This window comes from Acetobacter sicerae (genome assembly GCF_011516765.1).
Taxonomy (GTDB): domain Bacteria; phylum Pseudomonadota; class Alphaproteobacteria; order Acetobacterales; family Acetobacteraceae; genus Acetobacter; species Acetobacter sicerae.
Genome location: NZ_JAAABN010000002.1, coordinates 337,410 through 351,154, shown reverse-complemented (window position 1 = coordinate 351,154; position 13,745 = coordinate 337,410). Strand labels below are relative to the sequence as shown.

Annotated in this window: 11 protein-coding genes; 8 read left to right on the top strand and 3 right to left on the bottom strand. The window is 57.2% G+C overall.

Annotated elements, in window-relative coordinates; all coding sequences use genetic code 11:
- Positions 1–2: 2 nt before the first annotated feature.
- Both GVI59_RS04125 and GVI59_RS04120 read right to left on the bottom strand, forming a co-directional pair.
- A complete protein-coding gene (locus GVI59_RS04125) occupies positions 3–890 on the bottom strand; it encodes a response regulator (RefSeq protein WP_173573013.1) in 888 nt (295 codons plus the stop codon).
- Positions 887–4,234 carry a hybrid sensor histidine kinase/response regulator gene (locus tag GVI59_RS04120; RefSeq protein ID WP_173573012.1) on the bottom strand — a complete coding sequence of 1,116 codons (3,348 nt, stop codon included), beginning with the start codon at positions 4,232–4,234 and terminating at the stop codon, positions 887–889. Before GVI59_RS04120 ends, GVI59_RS04125 begins: the two co-directional genes overlap by 4 nt.
- Before the next feature lie 158 nt (positions 4,235–4,392).
- On the opposite strand from GVI59_RS04120, the gene urtA reads away from it, so the two are divergent.
- From urtA to GVI59_RS04090, 6 genes are all read left to right on the top strand, one after another.
- Positions 4,393–5,721 carry an urea ABC transporter substrate-binding protein gene (gene urtA, locus GVI59_RS04115; RefSeq protein ID WP_173573011.1) on the top strand — a complete coding sequence of 443 codons (1,329 nt, stop codon included), beginning with the start codon at positions 4,393–4,395 and terminating at the stop codon, positions 5,719–5,721.
- Positions 5,714–7,372 carry an urea ABC transporter permease subunit UrtB gene (gene urtB, locus GVI59_RS04110; RefSeq protein ID WP_173573010.1) on the top strand — a complete coding sequence of 553 codons (1,659 nt, stop codon included), beginning with the start codon at positions 5,714–5,716 and terminating at the stop codon, positions 7,370–7,372. Before urtA ends, urtB begins: the two co-directional genes overlap by 8 nt.
- A complete protein-coding gene (gene urtC, locus GVI59_RS04105) occupies positions 7,369–8,493 on the top strand; it encodes an urea ABC transporter permease subunit UrtC (protein WP_173573009.1) in 1,125 nt (374 codons plus the stop codon). The genes urtB and urtC overlap by 4 nt, the downstream gene beginning before the upstream one ends.
- The gene (gene urtD / locus GVI59_RS04100; RefSeq protein WP_173573008.1) at positions 8,490–9,230 is read left to right on the top strand and encodes an urea ABC transporter ATP-binding protein UrtD; all 741 of its coding nucleotides are present in this window, start codon (positions 8,490–8,492) and stop codon (positions 9,228–9,230) included. The genes urtC and urtD overlap by 4 nt, the downstream gene beginning before the upstream one ends.
- Positions 9,231–9,242: 12 nt before the next feature.
- Positions 9,243–9,938 carry an urea ABC transporter ATP-binding subunit UrtE gene (urtE, locus tag GVI59_RS04095; protein WP_173573007.1) on the top strand — a complete coding sequence of 232 codons (696 nt, stop codon included), beginning with the start codon at positions 9,243–9,245 and terminating at the stop codon, positions 9,936–9,938.
- 134 nt (positions 9,939–10,072) lie between these two features.
- On the top strand, positions 10,073–10,672 hold the full coding sequence (locus tag GVI59_RS04090) for a hypothetical protein (protein ID WP_173573006.1): 600 nt from the start codon (positions 10,073–10,075) through the stop codon (positions 10,670–10,672).
- Between the two features lie 65 nt (positions 10,673–10,737).
- On the opposite strand, the gene GVI59_RS04085 is transcribed toward GVI59_RS04090, so the two are convergent.
- Positions 10,738–11,220 (bottom strand): PACE efflux transporter, encoded by a 483-nt coding sequence (locus tag GVI59_RS04085; RefSeq protein WP_173573005.1) that lies wholly within the window; start codon positions 11,218–11,220, stop codon positions 10,738–10,740.
- 66 nt (positions 11,221–11,286) lie between these two features.
- On the opposite strand from GVI59_RS04085, the gene GVI59_RS04080 reads away from it, so the two are divergent.
- Both GVI59_RS04080 and GVI59_RS04070 read left to right on the top strand, forming a co-directional pair.
- The gene (locus tag GVI59_RS04080) at positions 11,287–12,186 is read left to right on the top strand and encodes a LysR family transcriptional regulator (RefSeq protein ID WP_173573004.1); all 900 of its coding nucleotides are present in this window, start codon (positions 11,287–11,289) and stop codon (positions 12,184–12,186) included.
- A gap of 439 nt (positions 12,187–12,625) precedes the next feature.
- The gene (locus tag GVI59_RS04070; protein ID WP_338422060.1) at positions 12,626–13,735 is read left to right on the top strand and encodes a porin; all 1,110 of its coding nucleotides are present in this window, start codon (positions 12,626–12,628) and stop codon (positions 13,733–13,735) included.
- The last annotated feature ends 10 nt before the right edge of the window (positions 13,736–13,745 follow it).

The window sequence follows — 13,745 nt, the reverse complement described above, 5'->3', positions numbered from 1 at the left end:
AATTATTCCACATCCCCCAGCAGCCGTGAGGCTGCCGCCGCGGCCGCAGCCCGGCCACTGAACCCAGCCTTGTTATAAAGCTGCTCGGTATGTTTATCGATTGTGCGGGGACTAATGCTGAGAATTTCGGCAATGTCCCGGCTGCTTTTGCCGCGGCTGATCCACAGGAGGACTTCCGCCTCCCGTGCGCTTAGGCCGAACTTTTCCTGTAGAATCTGCTCGGGTCGATCGAGCAGGAAAGCGATGGAGAACAGCCATTCCTGAGGGGCGTCACGTCCGACAAAGGTGACGCGCAGGACACCGTTCTGATGTGGACTGGTGAAAATGACCAGACCAGGTTCGGATTTTTTACTGACGAGATCGGACAAATGCCTGGGAGAAGGAAGTTGTTCCAGCAACTCAGCGGCTTTCGGTGTGGACCAGAGCAGTTCACCGCTATCATCCAGAGCAAAAAAACGTCTGCCCACGCTATCCAGAGCGGCATGTGCGGTTCGGATACGGCGTGCGGCTATCAGGTGAATTTCAATACGTGCCAGAACTTCGGCGAAGTGGAATGGTTTGGTCACATAGTCCGTGGCGCCTGCTTCAAAGGCGCGCAGGACATGCTCGATTTCTGTCAGACCAGTCATGAAAATGACCGGCAGGGCGTTGAGTGAGGCATCTGCCTTCATGCTGCGGCAGATATCCCAGCCGCTCAGTCCCGGCATGATCGCATCGACCAGTACGAGATCGGGCAGAGTCCGGTTCATGACTTCAAAAGCGCTGTCACCGGATTGCGCCAGCAGGACCGAGTAACCGGCGTTTGTCAGAGCTTCATCCATCATGCCGAGAGCGGCGGGATCATCATCAATCACGAGGAGAGTGGACCGGGAGGGCGTTTCACGTGTCATGCGGGAAGTTCCTCCAGTAAACGTCTGACCGTTTCGAGTTGATAGGTGCGGGCTGCTTCCTGAACGGGGGCGAGAGTCATGGCAAGATGCGGATGACTGTTGCAAAGAAGATCGAGTTTCTGTCGTAACAGGCGGACATTTCCGGAATTGATCAGTTCGGTGAGTTCCATTTTCTCATTGGCCGCCAAAGGAGTATCCGCTGAAAGAGGTGGCTGGGTATCGCCCGGAGACTGCGCAGTGACCTCGTCGGAAGTCAGCGTGAGAAAAGTTTCTTCTGACAGAGCATCATTTTCAGACTGGAATATCCATTTTATATCCAGAAGCCGTCCGATTTCATCGAGAAGAGCCTGAAAATCGACGGGTTTCGGCAGGACTGTGCAGTCATCCAGCGAGGGAACACGCCGCGACGCCAGTTCAGTCACGTTCCCGGTGAGAAAGAGCAGAGGAAGATGACCGGCGCTTGTTTCCCGAATGCGCAGAGCCAGTTCCCGTCCATCCATCCCCGGCATGGAGAGATCGAGAATGATCAGGTCGGGGAGTTCTGTTTTCAGAAACTCAAGACATTCAGCGCCACTGGAGACATCGCGGATATTGAAATGTCTGGACCCCAGGAATTCATGCATCATGCGTCGGTGAGCAGCGTTGTCATCGACCACCAGTATGGTTTTGCATGCGCCTTCATAGCCGGAGGGAAGTCCGTGAAGGGTAGGGGCGGCATCTTCGGCACGGTCGGACAGGAGCAGTCGCACCCGGAAGCGTGTTCCGTGGCCGATTTCGCTCGTAAGCGTAAGCTCTCCCCCAAGAATATGGGTGAGAAGCCGTGTGATTGTCAGGCCAAGGCCTGTGCCCGGCACGGCGTCTCCCGCCGCTCTTTCGAAAGGTTCGAAAATCCGCTCCTGATCGGCAGGCGCAATGCCCGGTCCGGTATCTTCAATGATGAATTCAGCAATCTGACCGCGCCAGTTCGCCGTGAACGTCACTGAGCCGGAGGGGGTGAATTTCACGGCATTGGACAACAGGTTGAGCAGAATCTGACGCAGACGATGCTCATCTCCCATCACCACGGGAGGCAGGTATCCAGGATGATAGTGGAAATCCAGCCTTTTGGCCCGTGCCTGTGGGCGCACCATCTGTACGACGGTGTTGAGAAACTGACCGAGAGCGATTCTGTCACTGTAAAGCTCGATCCGCCCGGCCTCGATTTTGGAAATATCGAGAAGACCGGTCAGAAGTCCCGTCATATGCTCACCACTTTCCCGAATGGTGCGCAGAACATCCTGCCGGTCTGTGGGCATACGATGATCATTCTGGAGTATCTGGGTATAACCCATGATGGTGTTCAGCGGTGCTCTGATTTCGTGACTGATTCCGCTCAGATAACGGGTTTTTGCAAGACTGGCGGATTCAGCCTTTTCCCGCGCCCGTTTCAGAGCGGCATCTGTGCGCTGATGGGCGCGGATTTCATTCATCAGAAGAAGCGTCTGTCGGCGGGTTTCTTCCCCTGCAGCCTGCCGCCCATCCTGACCGAGTACGACAAGCCAGGACGTCAGCACGACAAGAAAAAACAGAACGAGATAGGTATGATTGTGGGCAAACGAGGTGTCGCCGATCAGCAGGATCGCTGCCGTACCAAGGCCGGCAAAAAGGAGGAATCGTCCCTTTGTCGATAAAAGAAATGCCTTCATTTTTACAGGAAACAGCTCAAACGGGAGGCTGAACTGTTGCCTCAGATGCGTGACCGTTGGTTTGCAGCGATCATTGCAGCGCGCATCGAGCGAACAGCACAGCGAGCAGATGGTCCCGCCATAGGCTGGGCAGCGGGCCATGTCGGTAGCTTCAAAAGTATGCTCACAGATCACGCATTTCATGGAGCCGCGTGTGTTCCAGTCTGCTGGCGCCCGTCGTGCGAGATAGGTGCGACCGCCTGTCAGCGCGGCCAGAAAAGGTGTCACCAGAAACGACAGACCTAGCGCGATGAACGGCGAGAAAGCCGAGGCGTAAGGTCCGAAATAGCCGTCAGTACAGAGAACGCCCGTCACAGCGCCTGTGAGCGCCGCACCCAATCCCACGGGGTTTATGTCGGGCAGGAGCGCACGTTTGAATTCGACAAAGGGCGGGCTGAGCCTGAGAGGTTTGCAAAGCACAATATCCGCGAGGATGGGGCCGACCCATGCTGCGGCAAGGTCTGCATACAGGACGATGCCCGTTTCAATGGTGTTGACCAGTCCGGCAAGCATGAGAAGCAGGGCAAGCGCTACCGTGAACAGCACATAGAACACACGGCCCGGATGGGAATGTGTCAGACGGGAAAAGAAATTCGACCAGGCGAGGGAGCCTGCATAGGCGTTGGTGATATTGATCTTGAACTGAGCGACGATAACGAGAGCCGCAGTGGCAAGTGTCGCAAATACAGGCGACAGGAATGTGCCATAGGCCAGCCTGTACATCTGCTGGGGCTGCACGGCGCGTTCAGGTGAAAAACCGGCGTGAAGAACCGCCCACGCCAGAAACGATCCCGCGAAAAGCTTGGCTGCATCGAACACAATCCAGCCCGGTCCACCCGCGATCAGCGCGCACCACCATCTCAACCGGTTGGTGCGTGACAGGGGGGGCATGAACCGCAGAAAATCCACCTGTTCCGCGCTCTGGCAGATCAGTACGAACATGATGGACGCAGCACTGCCAATGGCGAAGATGTTGACGGGCTGGGTTGAGGCCAGTCCCCTGAACTGCACCCAGTCACCAATCCAGTCCGGATGAGCGTAGAGAATGGCGATCAGGGGAATGAGATTGAGCGCGAACCAGATGGGTAAAGAGAAGATCTGAAAGCGTGCGATAAACCGGAACCCGCCTGTAACCAGTGGAATGACAAGCAGGGCCGCCAGACAGCACGCAATGGTGTGGGAAACGCCGGGAATCTGCTCCAGCAATGCAGCCAGAATGGCGGCCTCGATCCCGAAAAAGATGAAGGTGAAGCTTGCATAGATCAGCGAGGTGAGGGTCGAGCCGATATAGCCGAACCCCGTACCGCGTGTAAGCAGGTCGATGTCGAGACCGCTGCGGGCGGCCGTGGCGCAGATCGGCAGGCTGACCAGAAAGATAACTGCACTGACAAAGAGGATGGCAAGGGCCGTGTTGGAAAAGCCGAACGCCATCGTCAGCGTGCCGCCGATGGCTTCAAGGGCCAGAAAGGAAATGGAGCCGAGCGCCGTCAGGGCTGCCCGCAAGGGTGTCGCGGCCCGGGCCGAACGCGCCGTGAAGCGCAGGGCGTAATCCTCAAGCGACTGGTCAGCCGCCCAGCGGTTGTAGTCGCGGCGCATACGCACGATGCGCAATGGCCTCATGGCTGAACGCCTGGGCACCCGGACAACTGCTCCTGCATCAAGATTTTCCTTTGCATCCCTCATGCCAGATGCGACATCGTAATGAACTACGCAAGTTTGCGTATGGGAAAATCTGCCCCGGTGAGGATGCTCATGTCAGTATCAGAAGGACAGAGGCCATGACGATGTCGCCGCGTTTCTCCCGCCGTGATTTTACGAAATTCAGTCTCGCTGCATCCGCTGCGATGCTCGCCGGTGTGAGAGGCGCTGCCGCCGCCACACCCAAGGGCGAGCCGATCCGCATTGGTGTGCTGCACTCCCTGTCCGGAACCATGGCGATCAGCGAGACCACGCTGAAAGACGTCATTCTGATGCTGGTCGAGTTGCAGAATCGTAAAGGCGGCGTGCTGGGACGCCCTCTGGAAGCCGTCGTGGTCGATCCGGCCTCCAACTGGCCGCTGTTCGCCGAAAAGGCCCGTCAGCTTCTCGCCGTGGACAAGGTGGCGTCCGTGTTCGGCTGCTGGACCAGCGTGTCCCGCAAGTCGGTGCTGCCGGTGTTCGAGGAACTCAACGGCATCCTGTTCTACCCCGTCCAGTATGAAGGGCAGGAGTGCAGCCGCAACGTGTTCTACACAGGCGCAGCCCCCAACCAGCAGGCCATTCCGGCCGTGGATTATCTCCTCAGCGCCGATGGCGGCGGAGCGAAGCGTTTCGCGCTGATCGGCACGGACTACGTCTATCCGCGCACGACGAATCAGATTCTCCAGAACTATCTGAAGTCCAAAGGCATCGCAGACGCCGACATCATGGTGAACTACACGCCGTTCGGTCAGTCCGACTGGCAGACCATCGTGTCGCAGCTCAAGGCGTTCGGTTCTGCGGGCAAGAAAACGGCTGTCGTGTCCACCATCAATGGTGACGCCAATGTTCCGTTCTACAAGGAACTGGGCGCGCAGGGCATTTCCGCCACGGATATTCCGGTCATGGCCTTCAGCGTCGGCGAGGAAGAACTGGCGGGCATGGACACCAAGCCGCTCGTCGGCCAGCTCGCGGCCTGGAACTACTTCGAGAGCATCGACAGCCCCGCCAACAAGTCCTTCATCAAGGAGTGGCACGACTACACGAAGAACCCGAAGCGCACGACCAACGATCCGATGGAGGCCTCCTATATCGGCTTCAATCTGTGGGTTCAGGCGGTCGAGAAAGTCGGCTCCACCGACCATGACAAGGTCATCGACGCGATGGTCGGTCTGAAGCAGGCCAACCTGACGGGCGGCACGGCGCAGGTTCTGCCGAACCATCACATCACGAAGCCGGTTTATATCGGCGAGATTCAGGATGACGGTCAGTTCAACGTCGTCTGGCAGACGCCGAAGGAAGTGCCGGGCATGGCCTGGTCGCCGTATGTGCCGGAGACGAAGAACCTGATTGGCGACTGGACCAGGCCGGTCAGTTGCGGAAATTACGATACGGTCAAAAAGGCCTGTCTCGGAGCAAAGCATGGCTGAATTTGCGATGTCGGGTCCGGCAGCCCTTTCTGGCCGGAAAATGCGTAACGGTGTGCGGGGTATCTTCGCCGCCGTCCTGCTGAGCCTGCTTTTCATTCAGCCCCATAATGCGCGGGCGGATGAAGATGTGTTCGCCGGACTTGCGACAACGCAGTTCAATACCATCGCCTCATCAGTCGATCAGATCGCACAGCAGGGCGGGCCTCGGGCTCTCCCTGTTCTGCGTGCGCTCGCCGACAGGAAACTGTTCGCCACCCGCGAAGGCGACGGTCTGTTCATCCGTACTGACAGTGGCTGGGAGGATGCCCGTTCCGGTGCCTCCGCTACTCCGGATGAAGAAACCTTGCGGCCTGTTCGGGTCAATAACCGTGTGCGGCTCGCCGTCGCGGCGGCGGAGGCCGAGCTTGAGCTGGTCTCTGGCACGCCTGCGGAACGGCAGGCTTCGGCGATGCTGTTTTATCAGCGTCACGATCCGGCCATGCTGCCAGCTATCGACAAGGCGCTGTCAAAAACCGATGACGTTACCCTGAAAAATACGCTTCAGGATGCTCGTGCGGCGGCGCTGCTTAGTCCCGGCGCTCCGGTGTCCGATGCGCAGGCTCAGCAGCAGGCTGTGGCGAAGCTCAAGGCCGCAGGGGGACTGGATGCACGCGGCGTGCTGGCTCAGGCGTCCACTTCGGAGGCGCTGGACCCGGCGACACGCAAGGCTGCCGAGGCGGCTGTCTCTTCCATCGATTTCAAACTGAAGCTCTGGGGCTTCGGGCAGGATGCGTTTTACGGGCTGAGCCTCGGTTCCGTGCTGCTTCTCGCGGCCATGGGACTGGCCATCACCTTCGGCGTCATGGGCGTGATCAACATGGCTCATGGTGAACTGATGATGATCGGCGCGTACACAACGTGGCTGACCCAGAAAGCCGTTCTGTCTGTTGCTCCTGCTCTGGGGTCTTTCAGTCTGGTTCTGGCCATTCCCGCAGCCTTTCTGGTGTGTGGCGCACTGGGGATTGTGATCGAGCGCGGACTGATCCGTTTCCTGTATGGCCGCCCGCTTGAAACATTGCTGGCGACATGGGGGCTTTCCCTGATTCTTCAGCAGGTCATCCGCTCCCTGTTCGGACCGACCAACGTGGCGGTGACCACACCGCCCTGGCTGTCCGGCTCCTTCCATCTGGGCGGCATTGAAGTCACGATTGATCGTCTTGCCATCATGATCTTTGCAGTCGTGGTCATGGCGGGTCTGATGCTGGTGCTGCGCCGCACGCCTCTTGGACTGGAAATGCGGGCCGTCACCCAGAACCGGCGCATGGCGGCGCTGATGGGCATCCGCACGGCGCGGGTCGATGCGCTGACTTTCGGCCTCGGGTCTGGCATCGCCGGGCTGGCGGGTGTCGCGGTCAGCCAGATCGACAATGTCAGCCCCAATCTGGGACAGAGCTACATTATCGACAGCTTCCTTGTCGTTGTGTTCGGCGGTGTGGGCAATCTGTGGGGGACACTCGCAGCGGCGGCCACGCTCGGTGTCGGCGGCAAGGCTCTTGAGCCGCTGGTCGGGGCCGTGTCGGGCAAGATCCTGCTGCTCGTCCTTGTCATTCTTTACATTCAGCGTCATCCGCGCGGCATGTTTCCGCTGCGGGGCCGGGGAGTGGAATCGTGAACGCATCCCTCTCATTTCGTGGCGCGTCCGTCACGGCGGTCATTGTCGTGCTGCTGACAGGCATTATGGCGATAGCCAGCCTGTTGCCGGCCTCCAGTCCGGTGCAGGTGTCACCGTTCATCATGACGCTCGCCGGCAAGTATCTGGCCTATGCCATGCTGGCGCTCGCTGTTGATCTGGTCTGGGGGTTTGCCGGAATCCTCACACTCGGACACGCAGCCTTCTTCGCGCTCGGTGGCTATGCGATGGGCATGTATCTCGTGCGGGAAATCGGTGCGCGCGGTGTCTACGGCAATGCGGACCTGCCTGATTTCATGGTCTTCCTGTCATGGAAAAGTCTGCCCTGGTACTGGTGGGGTTCTGACCACTTTCCGATGGCGCTGGTGCTGATGCTGGTCGTGCCGGCCGCTCTGGCCGGACTGTTCGGCTGGCTGGCGTTCCGTTCCCGCGTCTCGGGCGTGTATCTGTCGATCATCACGCAGGCGCTGACCTACGCGCTGATGCTGGCTTTCTTCCAGAATGGATTTGGCTTCGGTGGCAACAATGGCCTGACCGACTTCAAGGACATTCTCGGGTTTGATCTGCACAGTCCGTACACCCGCGCCGGGATGCTGTTCGTCAGCGGACTTATCCTTGCCGGGGCTTTGCTGGCCGCACGCTATGTGGTCGGAGGCCGGTTCGGAAGTCTGCTGATTGCCGTGCGTGATGCGGAAAGCCGCACGCGGTTCCTTGGCTATCGCCCGGAGCAGGTCAAATTGCTGGTATGGGTGTTCTCCGCTGTCATCGCGGCGATCGGTGGCGCGCTCTATGTCATTCAGGTTGGCATCATCAATCCCGGCGAGTTCGCGCCCGCCAACTCCATTGAAGCCGTGATCTGGGTGGCGGTCGGTGGACGTGGCACGCTGTCCGGTGCTGTCGTGGGCGCGATCCTTGTCAATCTGGGCAAGACGCTGTTCACGGCCTGGCTGCCGGAAATGTGGCTCTACGGGCTTGGCGCTCTGTTCATGGCGACGACGCTGTTTCTGCCGCAGGGGCTGATGGGGCTTATGCATCACATGCCAAAGAAGCGCCCTTCCGAAGTAACGCCTGAAGTGACAAATCCGGAAGGAGGGGAGGCATGAGCACTGAGCCGCTGCTTGAGCTGAGCCATGTGTCTGTCACGTTCGACGGTTTCCGGGCCATCAACGATCTGTCGCTGTCACTGGCTCCCGGCGAGATGCGGGCCATTATCGGACCGAACGGCGCGGGCAAGACCACGATGATGGACATTATCACCGGCAAGACGCGGCCTGATACGGGTGTGGTCCGGTTCCGCGAGCATGACCTGACGAAGCTGGATGAACCTGCCATCGCCCGTATGGGGATTGGTCGGAAATTCCAGAAGCCTACGGTGTTCGAGGAGCTGACTGTTCGCGATAATCTTCTGCTGTCTCTGAAAGGATTGCGGTCTCCGTTCAGTCTGCTTTTCGCGAAAGAAACCGCGGAAGAGACAGCCCGGATTGACGGCCTGCTGCGCACGATCCGTCTGGGGCGGGACGCGTCCCGGCAGGCGGGCGGCCTGAGTCATGGCCAGAAACAGTGGCTGGAAATCGGGATGCTGCTTGGTCAGGAGCCGGATCTTCTGCTGGTCGATGAGCCTGTGGCGGGCATGACGGATGCGGAGACCATGGAGACGGCTGATCTTCTGCGTGAGATCAACCAGACGCGAAGTGTTGTCGTTGTGGAGCATGACATGGAGTTCGTGCGGGCGCTGGATGTGAAAGTCACCGTGCTGCACGAAGGTTCGGTTCTCGCGGAGGGCGAACTGGATCAGGTGAGCAACGATCCACGCGTGATCGAAGTGTATCTCGGACGCTGAGGAAACAGACAGATGCTCGACGTTCAGGACATTCAACTTTATTACGGCGCGGCGATTGCCCTGCGCGGGGTTTCCCTTTCGGCACGTGCTGGCGCAGTGACGTGCCTGCTGGGGCGCAATGGTGTCGGCAAGACCAGCGTTCTGCGGGCCGTCACCGGGATGCATGCCGTCTCGTCCGGAAAAATCATGTGGGAAGGCGAGGATATTACGCGCCTGCCTGCCTATGAACGGGCGAGACGCGGCATTGCTACCGTTCCGCAGGGGCGTGACATCTTTCCGCTACTGACGGTGAAGGAAAATCTGGAGACCGGCTTTGGTCTTCTGCCGCGTGGCCAGAGGAAAGTATCGGACGAGATTTATGATCTCTTTCCCATTCTGGCGAAGATGCGCGACCGTCGTGGCGGTGACCTTTCCGGCGGTCAGCAGCAGCAGCTTGCCATAGGCCGGGCGCTCGTCATCCGTCCTCGGCTTCTGGTTCTGGATGAGCCGACGGAGGGCATTCAGCCGAGCATCATCAAGGATATTGGTTCGGTGATCGGCATGCTGCGGGACCGCGGCGATATGGCGATTCTGCTGGTCGAGCAGTATTTCGATTTCGCCTATGAACTGGCGCAGGACGTGGTTGTGCTGGACCGAGGCAAGGTCGTTGCCAACGGGGCGGTGGAGACGCTGGAGGCCGAGGATATCCGGGGGCTGGTGGCGATCTGAACCGACAGGGTCATGGAGACTGTAATTTTTCCTTTCAGCGGCGAAAATCCTTGCTTTCTGGCGACCGTATAAACAGATTGGTAACTGTTTTCGGACCACGAAACGAGAGACAGATTTTCCTGATGGAGGGTTTGATGATGCGTTTCTTCAGACAGTCTTTTCTGGGCAGATTTTCAGCGGTTGCCCTGCTTGCCGGTGTGGCGACAGCGTCACTTTCGCCACAGGCGCTGGCGCAGGAATTGATCCGGGTGGTTGATCCACAGGGGCATCAGATTGGTGTGTTGATCCGTGCGCCTGCAGCTCGTCCTGTCCATGTCGTGCCCATGCAGTCTCTCTTTGAAAATATGGACCGCATGATGGCGCAGCAGATGGCGATGATGCAGAAGGCTGAGCAGCAGATGCTGGAGGTTGCCCAGCATACTCCGGCTGTAGCAGCACCAGCATCTGGCACGACGGGCGGGGCTTCTTACCAGTCCATCACCAGTGTGAGCTGGAGCGGGAATGGAGCGACCTGTTCCCGGACAGTCACGATGAGTCAGAACGGACAGGCCGCTCCGATCGTGCATGTTTCAGACGCCGGGAATAAGGCCGGGTGCATGCAGGGTCACATGGCCCCTTCCTTGCAGGGCGAAGCGCCTGCTGTTCCGGGGCTGATCCATCATTCCGAACTGGTTCCGGCTGTGGACACCGGTAGCACGGAAGATGAGACGAAGAGAACGTCCAGTCACATGTGAAACGCGAGATCTGGACAGGTTCAGAGTGCACCTGTCCAGATTATTACATGTCATTTGAGGTGGTTTTATTCTGCCGGTATGGCCGGAGATGATTTTCCAGCAGAAGCTCCTGCTGGAAATAGTGAATCGTAGGCCATGTTGAAGACAAATGCATAGACGAGATAAAAGACTGCGATCGTCATGCTGAGTGAAAAAGCCTGCATGATCGATATGCCGAGATAAGCAGCGATCGCTGGCAACAGGACGACCTGTAATCCGGCTTCAAACAGGAGCGTATGCACCAGTCTTACGGTGATGCTCTTGTTTGTCGAACCCGTCAGACGAAGCATACTGCGATCGAACAGCAGATTATACACATAATTCCATATTGTCGCAGTGATGGCGCTTCCGACGCCTATGGCGCCCATGTCAGAGGCCTGCACGCCAAACAGCAGACTGCCGCACGGGATGACAATGGCCAGCGCGACACATTCAAACAGCAACGCATGACGAAGACGGTCAGCGCCGGAGCGGAGAGCTGGGGAGGGTTGAGTGGATTCGGTTGACATGGGCGGCAATCTACCCATCTTTCCAGATAGGAAAAGTTAGAACCTATCTGTTTTAAAGATGGATCAATGAGCATATCTTTTGACCAGTTACAGGCCTTCGCAGAAACAGCGGCAGCCGGTTCCTTTTCTGCGGCGGCTCGCAGAACGGGCAAAGCGCAGTCAGCGATCAGCACGCATGTCAGTAATCTGGAGGATGACCTCGGAGTCTTGTTGTTCAGCCGGGAAGGGCGTGTGCCTGTTCTGACGCCAGCCGGTCAGAGACTGCTTGAGGAAACGCGTGTCGTTCTGGATCGGCGTGAGCATCTTGTCGGTGTGGCGCGCTCTCTGGAAGAAGGCGTGGAAAACCGTCTGGTTGTCGCTATTGACGAGCTGTATCCTGAAAATGCGCTTGGACCTGTTTTTCAGGATTTTGCAGCCCGTTTTCCTCATGTGGAACTGGAGCTGCTGCTCCCGCTCATGGAAGATGTCGGTCATATGGTGCAGGCCGGGACGGCGGATCTTGGCGTGATGTGGCAGCAAACCACACCTCCGGTCGATCTTGCTTTTCGGACAATAGGACGGGTTCCGCTTCGGCTGGTCTGTGGTCGGGGCCATCCATTGGCCTCGCAACCCGTGGCCTGGGAAGAGCTGAAACGCTATCGCCAGATTCTGGTGGCGTCCCGCGGCAAGAAACAGGGGAGGGAGAGCCTGCGCATAGCGGCTGAAGTCTGGTGGGTTGAGAGTAACTGGGTCATTCTGGAAATGGTCAAGCACGGTGTGGGCTGGGCTTTCATTTCAGAACATGTTCTCGCGTCCTCGCCAGCGGCTTCCTATATTGTCGTGCCCGAACTGTTGTTTGACGCCGGTCATCATCAGGTGCCCCTGTCGATCGTATGGCATAAGAAAAAGGTGCATGGACCGGCGGCGCTCTGGTTAAGAGAGAGAATATATCAGGAAAAAAGCGTTTTTATTGTCTCTGATGGATGAGGTGCATGTTTCGGATTTGTAGGTATTTAAAATTTTCTTTGTGAGAATTGTTTGTTTTTCAAATGATATTTTCCTTGTTTGAAACATGCGCCACGAAAGCGGTTCAGAGTCTTCGCCCGCGATGATTTGTGTAAACCGCAGAGTGTCTTTGAAAAATGATGATTCTGAATTTGTTTTTATATCAAATGGTTATTTTGATTCCTGTTTTCAGTAAGTGTTTCCGGACTGTTGCTCTGGTTTGCGGTGGTCTTACGTATAGGTAATTTTACGCATTCCTCTCATACGATACGTTGCCGTAACGTAATCAGGTCGCCGGGTGATGGCTGCGGCCATAAGGGGGGTGTTCATGATTGCGCGAGTGTCACGGTTTTCTTCGGACCGAAAAAAGAAATTGCTTCGTTATGGAAGTATTTTGTCAGCTTTCACAACGCTCGGAATGATGTTGCCGCAGCACTCCCAGGCGGCGATGACCGTTAATTTCGGAAAAAATCAGTACTTTACATTCGGCGTTGGCGTGAGAGCGCAATATCTGAGCCAGGATCCCGCTGCGACCCCAAGTAATTCCAGTGCGGCCAGTGCTGCCGATCTGCGTATTTACATGGGCGCCCAGTTCCATAAATACGTCAAGACGACCCTTAATCTTGAACGATTGAGAGACGGAAACTGGAACGTGCTTGACGGTATTCTTCAGGTTGAACCCTGGAAGGAATTCAATGTCTGGTTTGGTCGCATGCTGACGGGAAGTGACCGTTCCAACCTTGATGGTCCCTATTTCCTCAGCACCTATGCCTATCCCATTGTGTCACAGTATCCGGGAGCATGGGCGGGCCGTGATGATGGCGTCACGGTATGGGGTAAGACGCTGAAAGACCGGTTCCGTTATACTCTTGGTGTTTACCGGGGGCATAACTGGGTGCACGGCGGATCGAACTACGGTGAGCATCCTTTGTTTGCCGGTCGTATGGAATACAATTTTCTCGATCCCGAGCCTTCACCTGCTTATTACACAGCCAGCACCTATTACGGTAAGGCTGATATCCTCGCGATCGGTCTGGCCGGACAGTACGAAGTCGATGGCGTCGGAACCGCAGAGCAGAAGGGCGATTACAAAGCCTGGAACATTGACGGTCTTTTTGAAAAGAAGATTGGAAAAAATGCAGAGTATGGCGTTTATACTCTGGAAGGCGCCTATTATCAGTACTATACTGACGGCGTGAAGGATATTTCTGCCGGATATGGTCAGCGGGCGCCGGAATATGGAAATGTCGGTGGTATCAACAACGGCACAGCCTTCCTCGCCAGCACAGCATATCTGATTCCCTATAAGCTGGGCTGGGGTCGTCTTCAGCCTCTGGTCCGTTATCAGCAGTTCCGTTTCAAAAAAGACCTTTACGGTCCGGGCCATCCGAAAACGACCCAGTTTGATGCTGGAGCCAACTACGTGATGGACGGGCATAACCTCCGTTTTACGTTCGATTATGTGCGTTACCATCCAGCCAGTTCCCGCACCTCAAATGCTTTTCTTCTGGGTATGCAGTTCCAGTACTGATGCCGGGTAA